Annotated in this window: 13 protein-coding genes; 6 read left to right on the top strand and 7 right to left on the bottom strand. The window is 43.0% G+C overall.

The genetic code is table 11. The features are described 5' to 3' along the window. Positions 1–56: 56 nt before the first annotated feature. Positions 57–722: a response regulator gene (locus POW22_RS03325; RefSeq protein WP_272831176.1), complete on the bottom strand. Its 666-nt coding sequence runs from the start codon at positions 720–722 to the stop codon at positions 57–59. Between the two features lies 1 nt (position 723). After that, positions 724–2385, bottom strand: a complete 1662-nt coding sequence (locus POW22_RS03330) for a tetratricopeptide repeat-containing sensor histidine kinase (protein ID WP_272831177.1) — start codon at positions 2383–2385, stop codon at positions 724–726. Positions 2386–2955: 570 nt separating this feature from the next. Between POW22_RS03330 and POW22_RS03335 the strand changes: the two genes are divergently transcribed. Further along, the gene (locus POW22_RS03335) at positions 2956–3627 is read left to right on the top strand and encodes a hypothetical protein (RefSeq protein WP_272831178.1); all 672 of its coding nucleotides are present in this window, start codon (positions 2956–2958) and stop codon (positions 3625–3627) included. 622 nt (positions 3628–4249) lie between these two features. Here the strand turns inward: POW22_RS03335 and POW22_RS03340 are convergent. Together POW22_RS03340 and POW22_RS03345 are read right to left on the bottom strand one after the other, a co-directional pair. After that, a complete protein-coding gene (locus POW22_RS03340) occupies positions 4250–4912 on the bottom strand; it encodes a hypothetical protein (RefSeq protein WP_272831179.1) in 663 nt (220 codons plus the stop codon). A gap of 396 nt (positions 4913–5308) precedes the next feature. Next, the gene (locus tag POW22_RS03345) at positions 5309–5950 is read right to left on the bottom strand and encodes an HAD family hydrolase (RefSeq protein ID WP_272831181.1); all 642 of its coding nucleotides are present in this window, start codon (positions 5948–5950) and stop codon (positions 5309–5311) included. Between the two features lie 572 nt (positions 5951–6522). On the opposite strand from POW22_RS03345, the gene POW22_RS03350 reads away from it, so the two are divergent. From POW22_RS03350 to POW22_RS03370, 5 genes are all read left to right on the top strand, one after another. Beyond that, a complete protein-coding gene (locus POW22_RS03350) occupies positions 6523–6897 on the top strand; it encodes a hypothetical protein (protein WP_272831183.1) in 375 nt (124 codons plus the stop codon). Positions 6898–7414: 517 nt separating this feature from the next. After that, entirely contained in the window at positions 7415–10816 is a 3402-nt protein-coding gene (gene ileS / locus POW22_RS03355; RefSeq protein WP_272831185.1) for an isoleucine--tRNA ligase, read from the top strand. 4 nt (positions 10817–10820) lie between these two features. Beyond that, entirely contained in the window at positions 10821–11204 is a 384-nt protein-coding gene (locus tag POW22_RS03360) for a TraR/DksA family transcriptional regulator (protein WP_272831186.1), read from the top strand. Between the two features lie 33 nt (positions 11205–11237). Beyond that, positions 11238–11864 (top strand): hypothetical protein, encoded by a 627-nt coding sequence (locus POW22_RS03365; protein WP_272831187.1) that lies wholly within the window; start codon positions 11238–11240, stop codon positions 11862–11864. Between the two features lie 28 nt (positions 11865–11892). Continuing rightward, positions 11893–12528 carry a lipoprotein signal peptidase gene (locus tag POW22_RS03370; protein ID WP_272831189.1) on the top strand — a complete coding sequence of 212 codons (636 nt, stop codon included), beginning with the start codon at positions 11893–11895 and terminating at the stop codon, positions 12526–12528. On the opposite strand, the gene POW22_RS03375 is transcribed toward POW22_RS03370, so the two are convergent. The 3 genes from POW22_RS03375 to POW22_RS03385 are packed head-to-tail and all read right to left on the bottom strand — an operon-like array spanning position 12525 to position 14925. Then, positions 12525–13085, bottom strand: a complete 561-nt coding sequence (locus POW22_RS03375; RefSeq protein ID WP_272831191.1) for a 5-formyltetrahydrofolate cyclo-ligase — start codon at positions 13083–13085, stop codon at positions 12525–12527. The two genes, POW22_RS03370 and POW22_RS03375, sit on opposite strands and share 4 nt — an antisense overlap. Further along, the gene (locus tag POW22_RS03380) at positions 13082–14053 is read right to left on the bottom strand and encodes a succinylglutamate desuccinylase/aspartoacylase family protein (RefSeq protein WP_272831192.1); all 972 of its coding nucleotides are present in this window, start codon (positions 14051–14053) and stop codon (positions 13082–13084) included. Before POW22_RS03380 ends, POW22_RS03375 begins: the two co-directional genes overlap by 4 nt. Further along, a complete protein-coding gene (locus POW22_RS03385) occupies positions 14053–14925 on the bottom strand; it encodes a RimK family alpha-L-glutamate ligase (protein ID WP_272831193.1) in 873 nt (290 codons plus the stop codon). Before POW22_RS03385 ends, POW22_RS03380 begins: the two co-directional genes overlap by 1 nt. Positions 14926–14974 lie beyond the last annotated feature (49 nt).

A 14974-nucleotide genomic window follows, 5' to 3' on the forward strand; every position in this document is an offset into this window, starting at 1 on the left:
TCAATAGTAATTTTAATAACTGTAAATACGCTACGGGAACCCGTAACACCTTGATTTTAAATAATCCCCAAGTCCTTAACTACGGCAATTAAATGAGTGGTATTGTTCGCCTTGAACTGAATTTTTAAAGTATTAATCCGTTTTTCAATGGAGCTGAGACTGCTCGGAGAAATACTGTTACTTTTAAAGTAATTACTGATTTGATCCTGTGATAGCCCCTCTGCTAATTGTTGTAATAGGGCAACATCAAAATCAATAATATCTAGGGGATCCGGAGATTTGACAGATTTAGCAATAGACTCAGAAAAATAACGCTCGCCTTGATGAACAGCCATGATTGCAGCACGCAAATCTTTTAAGCCTCGCCGGCCTTTATTGACAAAGCCTTGAACACCAAATCGCTCAATTAAATAGCGTGCCTTGTGTCCGCGATCTTCAACAGAAAAAACTATGACAGGAATATTTATTTCTTCTTTTTTGAGCTTTGCAATGAGTTGCTCTCCACCTTCTAAGGATGTAGTTCTATGATCCTTCGCAAAGGATAAATCGGTAATCAATAAATCGAATGGAGTTTGATCCAGTTGTGAACGTTTGATTTTTAAATAAGCCTCATCACAATAAGTCACCTGCACATACTGTTGAATATCTAATTCTTTAAAAACATTAGACAATCCGTGGTTGACACTATCGTAATCTTCAGCTATCAAAATTTTTTTAAACATCTCACAAGTGTATTTGGGCGTTGAAACCATTTTTAGGACTCGATTCAAAAGTAAATGAACCGCCTAAGGCAGCAATACGGTTTTCCGCATGCCCCAAACCACTGACTGTTTCAATTATGGCACCTATACCGTTGTCCTTGTAATTAATCTTGACCTGTTTAGCATCTTGTGAGAAGGAAATTACAATAAACGTAGCCTCGGCATATTTACGAGTATTATTGAGTAATTCGGCTAAAACACGATACAAGGCCTCTGCTTTTTGACGTGGAAAATTGGTCCAATCAACTTGAGACAAGTTTTTTGTGACGACTTGTGTATCTCCTTCTTTATATTCATTGAATAATCGGGTAATACTGGAAGGAATGCCTTCAGAGAAGTCTATCATTCCAATGGACTTAGAAATATCTCGGGTTTTTTCATAAACTATCTCCAAAGCATCTAGTACTTCTTTCTTTTCCAAGTCTTCAACATTAACACGATTCATCAATCTATATACATCGTTAGAAATATTGTCGTGTATGTCTGCAGCTATTCGTTCTTCGGCTTGAGTTACGGCCAGCCTTTTTTTCTTTTTGATCTTCTCTATGTAGAGCACGACGACCATAACACTAATTATTAATGCACAGATGAGAACATAATATACTATTGAATTTTGGAAACCCTTTTCAATCAACGCCCTTCTGGCTTCAAGGGACTCGTTTTCTGCTTCGGCTATTTTGAATCTAAAATATGTGTAATCTTTCTGTGTCTCTCGTTCTTGTTCTGCAATACTGTCAGATAGTGTCTTGTACGCGATTCCGTAGTCTGATGGATTTAGTTCGAGCAAAAGGCTTAGTGCTTCTTTTTTATAGCTTCTATCTGGTATGGCGTTTGAAATATTCAGGGCGAGTTTAGCATACTTTAAGGCAGAATCTTGTTGATCCTCTCTTAAGAAATGCTCTGTTAAATGACGATAACTTGAAAAGGTTTTGTCTGCGTTATTTAGATGCCTACGATATTTGAGACCATTATATAGAAAGCGTAAAGCACTTGTATCATTTATTTTTGATTTGACATTTCCTAAGTTGTCCAGAATATTGCCTTTTTCATAACTTGAAGCTTCAATTCTGTAAATTATTTCTAAAGCAGAACTGTAGGTTTCAACAGCCTTTTCTGGAAGATTGATTTCACTGTAAAGGTTGGCGAGATTATTCAGAATGTAAATGCTATCGGACGGGGATTTACTTTCGTATAAAGCGTTTTGATAGAGAGTTTTAGACTCCTCATCGAATCCTTGCGCCTTTAACACAATGCCCAATAAACATTTAAATCGTACTCTTGCGTTTTTGCTCCAATCATCCTCAAGCTTAATTACTATTTTCAGGCCTTCTGTTGCGTTTGTTTGAGTGTTTTCTAGATCCCCAAGATCATAATACCAGTTAGCCATTTCCTCGTGAATCCAAGCAATGAATTGTTGATCGAGTTTATTTTCCAATTCACTGAAATTCTCTTCTAAATATTCAAGGGTGGTTATTATTTGAGTTTTGTCGTAATCATTTACATCTGAGATCATTTTAGAGATACTGTCTCGCTTGGTTTGTGCATAGCAAGAATGGCCTGCATCAACTGCTAAAGTCAGGAGGTTAATAAACAAAAAGAGGAACAAATGTCGTAGACGATTCATTCCTCTAAATTTATAATAATTAATAGGTAATCCCTATAGGTTAATTCCCCCCATTTGGCGGTGGTGGTGGCGGTGGCGGCGGAATAGGATCATCCTCTCCACAGCACGACTGTAATTGAGTTTCTTGATTTTGCAGCTCTTGCGGAGTGCATGATTGCAGCCCCACATTGAGGAAAACCGTAAAAATAAATATGAATATTTTCTTCATTTTGAATCTATTAAAATTTGGACAATGGATTCCTTGCCCGGTCTAAATGGACCAGGTAAGTCTGCGATGTCGTTTCGCGAAAAATGAAGAGGCGTCCCTCCTCGATTTTGAGAAGTGGGGAGCGTTAATTGACTTTTGTAGATCCCTTCTCACAGAATCTTAAAGCCGTCAATTGCAGCTCCCGTAAAAGAGTCAATCAGTTATTTCAGAATACCCGTTCTGAAGCGGGCTTTGCTGATTGATGAGGTGAAATACGCCATTTGTTATTGGAAGGTCTGAAAATAAAATGGAAAAGATCTCGAAATCTTTTTTCGAGAAAATTTCGATAAATTAACTAGCTTAAAAACTAAAGTAATTCCCTCATGCACAATAAATTAATACTTGAATCCTTTAGCAAGGCTCAAGAAAAAACCGGATCTGACCAAAGGCAGAAAAATGCCAGAGAATTATCAAATTTTATATCCACGCTTACTGAAAATGGTCTTGGTGAAGACAGATTAGCTCAATTGCATCGTGCTGCAAAAAATTCCGAAGGCATAGTTTTAAGGACCGAGATTGAACAGGCTTTATTAGAATATCTTGGTTTTGATAATATGGATGATTTCCGTCGTGCTCAACATGAGGATCCTATCACAAAGACTTTATTAAAGGAATTATGGTCAAAGTGTTGGTTTAAATTTTTTGTTTACCATTTAGTCCTATTGATTATTGCCAGCAGTGTGTATGTCTCAGCTACGCGACAATGTTGGATGGTTTGGGAGGGAGATCGCTACGTTCAAGTTGATTTTGATAACGGAAAATACGGTACTCGACTCAAAATCTGCAAAAAAGAACGACTCAAAAATTTTAGGCAAATAAAGGCTGAATGTGGTGTTACAGAGTTTTTTAACCTCGAGGGTAATCCAAAGATATGGTATGGCAAGAATAGGAATGGTGATTTGGAATATTTTACCGACCTCGGTTTACATCCTGAAACGGGAAAAACATTAAAGCCAATAACTCAATACATGATCAATACGCATATTTGCAACTAGATTAGTTCCGGAATATAAAGCGGTGTTTGTGATTTGAAAATATTAACGTCCCACTGCGACTCCACTTAAAGCTCGTAAAAATCAAGCTAGCAGGAGTCGGGCAGAAAGCTGTTCGGAATAGTGAGCGGCTAAGCCGTGAACGAACTCTGAACAGCTGTGGCTGCGGGTAGCGTAGATTTTAGAGCTGAAAGTGTGTCGCTAGATTTTTTTGCATCCTTTTTTCATCGATGGAAAAAGTATCTGAAAGAAAATAAAGTTTAGGTCAAAAGACCTTTTGGTGGTGCTTCAAGAAAGATGTTCACTGGACATCTTTCTTTCACCAATGCGGCAATGGGAAAAGTATCAGAAAAGAAAATAAATTAAGGTCAAAAGACTTTTTTGAGACTAAAGCCTGCCGCTTCGCGGGTACCTTCATCGAACATCCACCGGATGTTCGGTTTTGCAAAACAAAACTTCATTGCGGTAATATCTCGATACGATTTGCCTGCAGCAAATCACTCGATAACCGTAAAACTTTCATTCCATGGCGCCACTCGATAACCTCACCGAACAAAGTTTTCAAAGAAAACCAAATGTCTGGTAGACATTTGAGAGAGGCACCCGCGTTAGCGGAATGGACTATTTACTTCTTATAAGCCGCTTCTATCATAGCCGTGATATCTGCATCATTGGCAATAAAGGGATCCAAAAGCTCCTTTTTACACTCCTCCATAAGGGCATTTGCGATCTCCATCTCAGCTTCAGATAGGCTCGCTTGAGCCATAAGATCAATAGTGCCAGATTCTATTCCTTTGGCAACTGCACATTTGTAAATGCGTTGTCCGTAATCCCCTTGCGTGGCGCGATCTTTAAAGAGATAGTCCTGTAATTCGCCGTCCTCATAAAGCGCCACAAAGGAATAATCGCTCTGTCCCAAGACCTCATAAACGGTTTGAACCATAACATTGAGTTCGCCAAATTGTTCTCGGTAAGCCTGAGAAACCTGTGCAGAAACAGCGTCTTTCATCTCGCTCATCTTCAATTCGGCCTTATATCCCGCTTCCGCCACGTTGGCGTCAGAATCGTTGATTTGCTTGCTTTTTTCTTTTAGGGCGATGAACTCCGGATTGTTATCTAGCGCTGTTTCCATACTGTCCGTATAGACCTTAAAGGCCGCTTGTTTGGCTTTAAAATCTGGCACAGCCAAATTGCTGAGGTAACCAAAATCTGCACGCGCCCCTTTGGTTTGGGCTTGCAGGCTAGATCCAAAAATCAGTAGACAGAGGGCAAAAACAATCCGATTCATAAACATAAATATCTGGTGTCTAAGATAACGAAAATGCCTTCTCTTAAATTGCTTGGGATGATTCTCGCTATCTAATACCGCCGCCTTCCGCGGTAAAGCGAGGTTTGTTCGGGGCAAGGTCCGTTTGATCAATTTGAATCTGTTCCACTGCGGCTTCACTTGAAGTTCGTTAAAATCAAGCTAGCAGGAGTTGGGTTTATAGCTGTTCGGAATAGTGAGCGGCTAAGCCGTGAACGAACTCTGAACAGCTGTGGCTGCGGGTAGCGTAGATTTTAGAGCTGAAAGTGTGTCGCTAGATTTTTTTGCATCCTTTTTTCATCGATGGAAAAAAGGATGAATAAAGGTGTAAGGACTAGTCCTTGAAAAGATTAACGCCTCTTAATCAAAAGAAATTCCTTAAATCTCTATTTCAGAAAAAGAAGTAATTACCCTATCCGCAAGCCTGTAATCCTGCCCTGTAGAATGCGCAGAATTAAAAGCATAACAATAAATCCCCGCAGCTTTTGCAGCCTTTATCCCGTTGGTGGCGTCTTCAATGACAAAACAATCCTCTGGTTTATGCCCCGCCATTTGTGCCGCTTTTTGAAAGATCTCAGGATGTGGTTTAGACTTTGGCAGGTCTGCGCCAGAGATCTTGCCCACAAAATATTGATCCAACTCAAACCGATCAAAGACCCTTTTGATGTTTTCCATAGAGGCTGATGAGGCCACGACCAGCTTTAATCCTGCCTCGTGAAAACGGATCATAGCATCTCTTACCCCATCAATGAGTTGCAAATTGGGGCTGTTGTCAAACAGTTCGTAGAAAAACATACGCTTAAGGCGTGTTAACTCCTGTGCCGACTCTGCAGTATTGAATTGCGCAACCAACTCATCACTGATCTCTTTGGTGGATCTACCGGTAAAACTTTCGTAGAGTTCATCAGAGACCTCAATGCCCACTTTTTCAAACATCTTAAAATAGGCCTCATGGTGTAGGGGTTCAGAATCGATGATCACCCCATCCATGTCAAAAAGTACAGCTTTAGCGTTTTTCATACCACGAAGTTAGTTCATAATCATGAGAAAGCCATTCGATGTCCGTATAGGTCTATTCCGACATTGAAAACGTCCCACTGCGACTCCACGAAGCTCGTTAAAATCCAAGTTTTAAAATTTGCCGCCTTCCGCGATAAAGCGAGGTTTGTTCGGTGCGAGTACCATTAGATAAATTTAAAACCGTCCCACCGTATCGATAACAAAACACGCCGTTAATAATTCTGAGATTGCGGAAGAATTTAGGCGGGTTTTGTGGTTTCTGGAATTGTTAGCGATGCAATAAGTATCTGTAGTAAAAAATCGATTTCGGTGGGACTAGATTTTTTGGATACTTTTTCATCGATGGAAAAAGTATCAGAAAAGAAAATAGATTAATGTCAAAAGATTTTTTTGCGATACTTCACTCACAATGTCCACTGGACATTACTCCTTCAGTAGTCTCATCAATGCAAAAAAGAAAGGTAAAAGATGCAAGGACTTGTCCTTGATGAATAAAGCACATAAAATTGATTTTAAAGACTTTAACCCTCTATTAACACAAAAATCCAACTAAAAATGCTACACTAAAGGTTATGATACAGATAGATAAAAAGAACAACATTGAGCTGCTGGAACAATCGGTGCAGCATTTACAGGACAAAGGATTCGAGGACATTAAAGCCGATCTGGACGGCTATGAAACACCTAAGAGCTTTCGCAGAAAAGGTTCCGATCTGGTGATCACTCCAGACATCACCGCTAAACGCGACGGGCGCAAGCACTTCTTTGAAGTGAGCGTGAAAAGCGAAAAACCCACCCTGCTTAAGACCAAGTGGCGTTTCCTCGATGTGATGACTGGACTAAAAGACCATCGATTTAAAATCATTACCGCGCGAGGGCATTACAGTTTTACTCGTCAAATGCTAGACGATCTCAACCTAGAGAAAAAACTGATAAAATTGAATTAGTCAAAAACTACAAACCAGCCAAAAGGCTGGTTTTTTATTTGTTTAAAGTAAGCTTTCTACATTGTCGGTTCAAATTCAAAGCCGTTCCACTGCGGCCCCACTTGAGGCTCGTCAAAATCAAGCTAGCAGGAGTTGGGTATTAAGCTGTTCGGAATAGAGAGCGGCACCGCCGTGAACGAACTCTGAACAGCTGTGGCTGCGGGTAGCGTAGATTTTAGAGGTGAAAGTGTGTCGCTAGCGCTTTTGGATACTTTTGCCGCAATGGGAAAAGTATCGTAATAGAAAAATAAGAATAAGTCAAAAGACTTTTTAGCGGTGCTTCACTCGCAATGTCCACTGGACATTGCTCTTTCAGTAATTTGGGCGATGCAAAAAAGAAAGGTAAAAGTTACAAGGACTAGTCCTTGAATCAACCTCAAACATCATCAAATCATTAACACTCCTTATAAACCCTGAACCCAAAGGAAATTTGACCAAAATTCCGTAATTTCGCTCCCTTATAAAAAAAGACCTATAAATGAGCGCGAAATTTGCTGAATATAAAGGACTTGACCTTCCCAAAGTTGCGGAAGAAGTACTTGATTTTTGGAAGCAAAACCAAGTGTTTGAACAGAGTGTAACCAGCCGCGAGGATGGAGAACCGTTTGTGTTCTTCGAAGGACCTCCATCGGCCAACGGATTGCCTGGAATTCACCACGTTATGGCGCGCGCCATTAAGGACATTTTTTGCCGATACAAAACCCAAAAGGGTTACCAAGTTAAGCGTAAAGCAGGTTGGGATACCCACGGACTTCCTATTGAGTTGGGGGTGGAGAAAGAACTCGGCATTACCAAAGAAGACATTGGCAAAAAGATCACTGTAGAGGAGTACAACGCCGCTTGTAAAAAGGCTGTAATGCGTTATACAGACGTTTGGAACAACATGACCGAACGTGTAGGATATTGGGTAGATATGGACGATCCGTATGTGACCTATGAGCCTAAGTATATGGAAACCGTTTGGTGGCTTTTAAAGAACATTTACAAGCAAGATCTTCTATACAAGGGTTATACCATTCAACCGTATTCGCCAAAGGCGGGGACAGGATTGAGTTCACACGAGCTGAATCAACCAGGAACCTACCAAGACGTTACCGATACCACCGTTGTGGCTCAATTTAAAGCCATCACCGAGACTTTGCCAGCCCAACTGCAGCAGTATACCGATCTGCATTTCTTGGCTTGGACTACCACGCCTTGGACGCTTCCGTCAAACACCGCTTTGACCGTTGGGCCAAAGATCGAGTACTCGGTTGTGAAGACCTACAATCAATATACGTTTGAACCCGTGACTGTGGTTTTGGCCACGGCCTTGATCGGGAAGCAATTCAGCGGGAAGTTTGAAAAAGCTGAAGATGAAGCCGCTTTAGCAGCCTATGAAGCTGGAGCTAAAAAAGTGCCTTATTTGGTGGTAGATACTATTGTTGGAGCAGATTTGGTGGAGAGCCGTTATGAGCAATTGCTCACTTACGCCTTGCCAAATGATAATCCGCAAGACGCCTTCCGCGTGATCTCTGGAGATTTTGTTACCACAGAAGACGGTACAGGTATTGTACACACGGCACCGACCTTTGGTGCAGACGATGCCAAGGTAGCCAAAGAGGCTAGCCCAGAGGTGCCGCCACTATTGGTTAAGGATGAGAACGACAACTTAGTGCCTCTAGTAGACCTGCAAGGACGTTTCCGTCCAGAAGTGGGTGAATTGGGTGGCAAATATGTCAAGAACGAATATTACACGGATGGAGATGCGCCAGACAAAAGCGTAGACGTGGAGTTGGCGATTATCCTGAAGACCGACAATAAAGCCTTTAAGGTGGAGAAGTACGTCCACAGTTATCCAAACTGCTGGCGTACGGACAAGCCTATTTTATACTATCCTTTGGACAGCTGGTTCATTAAAGCGACTGCTTTTAAGGACCGCATGTTTGAACTCAATCAGCAGATCAACTGGAAGCCTAAAGCGACTGGAGAAGGACGTTTCGGGAACTGGCTTTCAAACGCTAACGATTGGAACTTATCACGCTCCCGTTTTTGGGGTATCCCACTACCGATCTGGCGTACTGATGACGGCAAAGAAGAACGCATCATAGGTTCTGTTGCAGAGCTCAAAGAAGCCATGGCAGAAGCTGTGAGCGCTGGTTTTATGGAAGCCGATCTGTTTGCCGACTTCGTTGTGGGCGATATGAGCGAGGAAAACTACGCCAAAGTAGACCTGCATAAAAACATTGTAGACCAGATCACCTTGGTGAGCCCATCCGGCAAGCCGATGAAGCGTGAAAGTGACTTGATAGACGTTTGGTTTGATTCTGGTTCTATGCCCTATGCCCAGTGGCACTATCCTTTTGAGAACAAGGAGATGGTTGAAAACACTTGGCGCAAGGCAGATTTCATTGCAGAAGGAGTGGACCAAACCCGTGGTTGGTTCTACACCCTGCACGCCATTGCCACCATGACCTTTGATGATGTGGCTTACAAGAACGTAGTTTCAAACGGTTTGGTTTTGGACAAGAACGGACAAAAGATGTCCAAGCGTTTGGGCAATGCCACCGATCCTTTTGAAACCTTAGACAAATACGGACCAGACGCCACCCGTTGGTATATGATCCAAAATGCTAACCCTTGGGACAACCTCAAGTTTGACATTGACGGGATTGGTGAGGTTCGCAATAAATACTTCGGGACGCTTTACAATACGTATAGCTTCTTTAGCCTGTATGCTAATTTGGACGGCTTCAATTACAGTGAGCCAGATGTGCCTGTTGCAGACAGACCAGAGATCGATCGTTGGATCCTCTCGGAACTCAATACCCTTATAAAAGTAGTGGATGACGCTTACGCAGATTACGAGCCTACCAAGGCCGCGCGAGCCATCTCCAACTTTGTTCAAGAGAACTTGAGTAACTGGTATGTGCGTTTGTGTCGTCGCCGTTTCTGGAAAGGGGCTTACGGTCCGGATAAGATCTCGGCCTACCAAACCTTATACACTTGTTTGCACCGTGTGGCGCAATTGAGTGCGCCTATTGCTCCGTTTTATATGGATCGATTGTATCAGGATCTCAATGCGGTTTGTGGCTTGGAATCGGCTACGTCGGTTCACTTAAGCGATTTCCCTAAGGCCGACGAAGCCTTGATCGACTCCGCTTTAGAGCATCGTATGCAGAAGGCGCAGACAATATCTTCTTTGGTACTCTCGTTACGCAAGAAAGAGCAGATCAAAGTGCGTCAGCCTTTGCAGCGTATTATGATCCCTGTATTGGATGCTACGGATAAAGCCGAGATCGAACTCATTGCAGACTTGGTTAAATCCGAAGTAAACGTAAAAGAAATAGAACTGCTTGACGATGCCAGTGGTATTTTGGTCAAGCAGATCAAACCGAATTTCAAGGTCCTTGGGCCTAAATTTGGAAAAGACATGAAAGCCGTTGCAGCCGCGGTTTCGCAATTCACTCAAGAGGACATTCAAACCATTGAAAAGGACGGTGAAATGGCAGTTGTAATTAATGAAAAAAATATTATTTTAGGCCTGCCTGACGTGGAGATCAGCTCGCAGGACATAGAAGGATGGCTCGTGGCCAATAACGGCCCCCTCACAGTCGCCTTAGATGTTAGCATCACTCCGGAGCTCAAGAGCGAAGGCATCGCCAGAGAATTGGTAAACCGCATTCAAAATGTACGTAAGGATTCGGGCTTTGAAGTCACTGATAAAGTATCAGTAACCATCCAAAAAGTCCCAGAACTGGAAGCTGCGGTCGCTGCTAATCTGGAATATATTAAAACGGAAACTTTAACCGCGAGTCTCGAGTTCGCCGATGACCTAAAAGAAGGCACGGAAGTTGCATTTGACGACATAGAAACCCGACTGGCGATAAAAAAATATTAGGACTATGGCGCAAGATTTGAAAAACCGCTACAGCGACAAGGAACTAGAGGAGTTCCGCAAGATCATCACAGAGAAGATGGAGAAGGCCCAACAACAATTAGAGTTGATTGAAAGTGCCTATAAAAACGATTCCAACAACGGAACCGATGATACCTCGCCGACTTTTAAGGCCTTTGATGAAGGTTCTGAAGTGATGAGCAAAGAAGCGAATTCTCAATTGGCCATCCGCCAAGAGAAGTTCATTCGCGATTTAAAGAATGCACTGATCCGTATAGAAAACAAGACTTATGGCATTTGCCGTGTGACCGGAAAATTGATCAATCCGGAACGCTTGAAATTGGTTCCTCACGCTACCTTGAGTATTGAGGCCAAAAACATGCAGAAATAATACAGACGCCCCGTTTTGGGGCGTTTTTTGTTTATGTCTCGATTTCTTCTGATCCTATGTACGCTGCTGTGTTCCCTCACAGCGACTGCCCAAATTGAAACCATCAAAGATGTTGATGCTTCTGCCTTGGAGGTATTGCAAGTAGACGTAGACAATATTGCGCGTTTGACGGTTCGCGCTGGCCAAACGGATCGCTTTAAAGCATTTATGAATACGGAGGGAGAATTTGCTCAGGAACTCGTTCTCAATATTTTTGAAACGGGTGGTACCTGGAGCGTGAACATAGGTTTTGCTCCTGGATTTTTGCCAACAGATGATAAACTGGGTGCGCACAAGGTCATTTCGGCAGAACTTACTTTAGAAATCCCCGAAGGAAAATATTTAAACGTCTCCGGACGTTGTTTAAGAGTGGCTTTAAGTGGCGGGTTCTCCGTGGTAGAATTGAGGCTTGATGGCGGGAACATAGATGCTAAGAATTTTTTGGCCTCTGGAGTTTTGGAGACTTTAGATGGAAATGTTCGTATTAAAGGGCGAACAGGACTCTTCGCAGAAACTGTGGGACAACCCGATAAGATTGCTAATGAATTACCGCAAAGTGGAACCCACTTTATTCGTGTTGTATCACCGCAAGGGAGTATCAACCTCAAAGCCAAAAATTAGTGTATTTTTGTAGCCTTAAAACTCGCTGATGTCTTTAAAGAAAGCAGGTATTATCATTTTTCTCGTTTTGCTGATCGATCAGGTGAGCAAGATCTATATCAAGACTCATTATCAATTGCATGGAGGATTTAGCGTTTTGGGCCAAGACTGGTTCAGAATCTACTTTATTGAGAATGAAGGAATGGCCTGGGGAGCCAAAATTCCTGGGCAATATGGTAAGTTGTTTTTAACCCTGTTTAGACTGGTTGCCATAGTTGGAATTGGTTATTGGCTATGGGATTCTGTAAAGAAACAAACCTCCCGAATTCTTACTGTAGCAGTGTCTTTTATCTTTGCTGGAGCCTTTGGAAACATCATTGATTCCGTGTTTTACGGGATGATCTTCAACGATTCTTTAGGGCAAGTGGCTAGTTTTATGCCTGCAGATGGTGGTTATGCACCGATCTTCTACGGGAAGGTAGTGGATATGCTTTATTTCCCGCTGTGGTCGGGGGATCTACCGGAATGGCTGCCGTTTTGGGGAGGCGAACGTTTTACCTTCTTTGAACCGGTATTCAATATTGCTGATGCCTCGATTACCTGTGGAGTACTAATGCTGTTGGTGTTCCACCGCAAGGCGTTTCCAAAGAAACCAGACACTGTAGCTTCGCTGTCTGACGACTAAAATTTATAAACCTTTTCTGGACTGATGCAGTAATTCAAGGGAACATCCGTTGGATCATTAGGTATGTCCTGCTCGGGAGGGAAAAAAGAAAGTCCAATTTTGATCACTTTTGGATCGCAATCCGCCAGAAAACGATCGTAGAAGCCTTTGCCATAACCCAAACGATTTCCTTTTAGATCATAAGCCAGTAAGGGAATAAACACAACTTGTAGCCTTTGAGCAGGGATCTCTATCCCGTCTAGTGGTTCGGGAATGCCCCAAGCATTAGGCTTAATAACCGTATGGTCTTCCAAGAGATAATGGGTAAGGCTGGAATCTTCAAAATTGCTTTTGGAAACCACCACACTCTTGTCCTTGCCTTGTAGTATGTGTAAAAGGTATTCCGTATTGACTTCTAACTGTCGGGCAATGGGGAGGAACAAATGATAGTATTGAGACTCCCAAATGGGCAAAGTCAAAGCCTGATTGGCAATGGCCAAGCTGAAGTCTTCACGCGTCTGTTCTGATAAGTTTTGGCGCTTGGTTTTATACGCCTTTCTTAACGCTGCCTTGGTCATTGGTTTTCTGTAGAGATGTGGAACAGAGCGTCTCCTTGATAGACAATAGGCGCTTCATTCACATTGATCACATAGCCCGCCGCGTTAGATCTGATCCAGTAATGCACCTTGCCATATGGATCCGTGATATGGCCCAAGACATGCCCAACAGGAACATGTTCTCCAGCCTTAACGGAGGGTTTGAACATACCAGAAGTAGAGGCTCTCATCCATCGACTTTGCGTGATCACCACCGATTTATTCTTAGGAGAACTCACCTTGAATTTAGAGCGCAACATGCCCAATTCATTCAAGACGCGTTTGGCACCATTGACTCCTGTATTGCTCACCACATTGTCTATGCTGTTGGACTTTCCGCCTTCAAAGAGCAAGGCGGTGATGTCGTTTTTCTCACAATAACTGCGGAAGGATTTCTTGATATTCTTGGAATGCAGAATAAAAGGTGCATTAAAGATCTCTGCCAATTGATTCTGTCTTTTGTTTTGTCCGGTGATGCGTATGTGCGGTACGTTGAATCTGCTGGAACCGCCCGTGTGAAAGTCCATGCAGTAATCAATATGCGGCATGATCTGTTTGGTGAGTTGATAGGCAAATTGAGAAGCTAAAGAGCCCGATCGGCTGCCTGGAAAGACTCGGTTGAGGTCACGCCCGTCTGGAAATTCTCTCGACTTTTGAATGAACCCAAAGATGTTCACAATAGGAATACAAACAATGGTTCCCATTTTAGGTTTGTTGATCCCTTTGGCAATCAATTGCCGCACCACTTCAATCCCGTTGACCTCGTCTCCGTGAATCCCTGCGGTAAAGAGCACTGTAGGGCCATCTTTTTTGGCGCGTTCAATAATAATGGGGACGTCAATCTTGGTCTGCGTATGCAGGGTTGCCGTGTTGAGATTGATCTCTACGGAGGCTCCAGGAGCGATTTCCTCGCCACAGAGCTCCAAAAATTTTGCTTGGTCTTTCGCCATTAGCGTTTATTTCTTTCTATATAGCTGATGAAGTGCCGGGCCACATCTATACCGGTTGTATTTTCTATACCTTCTAAACCAGGGGTGGAATTGATTTCCAACACCAAAGGCCCGTTTGCAGAAGGCAAGATATCTACTCCGCAGGCGCCTAAACCGAGGGTTTTGGCAGCTCTCACGGCCAGCGCTTCTTGTTTAAAGTCTAGTTTCACAGGAATTGCAGAGGCCCCCCGATGCAGGTTGGATCTAAAATCTCCATCCTTGCTTTGCCGTTTCATAGCCGCAACCACATTGCCACCCACTACAATGGCGCGCAGATCGGTTCCTTTGGATTCTGCAATGAACTCCTGCAGCACATAACGCGCTCCAAGACTGTTTAGTGTCTCTAAGGTAGAAAGAGCGCTCTGTCTGCTTTCCGCCAAGATCACACCTTGTCCGTGAGTGCCTTTTAAGAGTTTGATGATCACCGGATAAGAACTCCATCCGTCCAGCATTTGCTCCGGGTCCCGACTGTTGCCTAAAATGGTCATGGGTGTGGGAATCCGTGCTCGTGAGAGCAATTGGAAGCAGGTCCATTTGTCTCTTGAGGTAATGATGGATTCACTACTTACCGTACTAAAAACCCCTTGGGCTTCAAAGTGCCGCACTACAGAAGAACCAAAATAGGTATTGCTGGCGCCTATTCTGGGAATAATCGCGTGCAGATCGTCCACTACATCGCCTAAATAATGCACCTTAGGTTGCCCATCTTCTATACTGAGCATACAATGCGTCGGATCAATGATCTCCACATCGTGGTTGTGCAGTTCGGCCGCTTTGAACAGACTTTGGGTCGAGTACAATTGCGCGCCGCGCGATAAAATGGCGATATTCATGTGCCGCTTCAAATGATTTGCTACTGCAAAATAGCAAAAAATCAGCCGC

Origin of the sequence: Gilvibacter sediminis (assembly GCF_028561565.1) — a bacterium.
Taxonomy (GTDB): domain Bacteria; phylum Bacteroidota; class Bacteroidia; order Flavobacteriales; family Flavobacteriaceae; genus Gilvibacter; species Gilvibacter sediminis.

What these genes read in the sequence shown, in the direction of transcription:
- POW22_RS03325 (WP_272831176.1), bottom strand. Translation starts at nt 722, where the DNA reads ATGTTTAAAAAAATTTTGATAGCTGAAGATTACGATAGTGTCAACCAC.
- POW22_RS03330 (WP_272831177.1), bottom strand. Translation starts at nt 2,385, where the DNA reads ATGAATCGTCTACGACATTTGTTCCTCTTTTTGTTTATTAACCTCCTG.
- POW22_RS03335 (WP_272831178.1), top strand. Translation starts at nt 2,956, where the DNA reads ATGCACAATAAATTAATACTTGAATCCTTTAGCAAGGCTCAAGAAAAA.
- POW22_RS03340 (WP_272831179.1), bottom strand. Translation starts at nt 4,912, where the DNA reads ATGAATCGGATTGTTTTTGCCCTCTGTCTACTGATTTTTGGATCTAGC.
- POW22_RS03345 (WP_272831181.1), bottom strand. Translation starts at nt 5,950, where the DNA reads ATGAAAAACGCTAAAGCTGTACTTTTTGACATGGATGGGGTGATCATC.
- POW22_RS03350 (WP_272831183.1), top strand. Translation starts at nt 6,523, where the DNA reads ATGATACAGATAGATAAAAAGAACAACATTGAGCTGCTGGAACAATCG.
- ileS (WP_272831185.1), top strand. Translation starts at nt 7,415, where the DNA reads ATGAGCGCGAAATTTGCTGAATATAAAGGACTTGACCTTCCCAAAGTT.
- POW22_RS03360 (WP_272831186.1), top strand. Translation starts at nt 10,821, where the DNA reads ATGGCGCAAGATTTGAAAAACCGCTACAGCGACAAGGAACTAGAGGAG.
- POW22_RS03365 (WP_272831187.1), top strand. Translation starts at nt 11,238, where the DNA reads ATGTCTCGATTTCTTCTGATCCTATGTACGCTGCTGTGTTCCCTCACA.
- POW22_RS03370 (WP_272831189.1), top strand. Translation starts at nt 11,893, where the DNA reads ATGTCTTTAAAGAAAGCAGGTATTATCATTTTTCTCGTTTTGCTGATC.
- POW22_RS03375 (WP_272831191.1), bottom strand. Translation starts at nt 13,085, where the DNA reads ATGACCAAGGCAGCGTTAAGAAAGGCGTATAAAACCAAGCGCCAAAAC.
- POW22_RS03380 (WP_272831192.1), bottom strand. Translation starts at nt 14,053, where the DNA reads ATGGCGAAAGACCAAGCAAAATTTTTGGAGCTCTGTGGCGAGGAAATC.
- POW22_RS03385 (WP_272831193.1), bottom strand. Translation starts at nt 14,925, where the DNA reads ATGAATATCGCCATTTTATCGCGCGGCGCGCAATTGTACTCGACCCAA.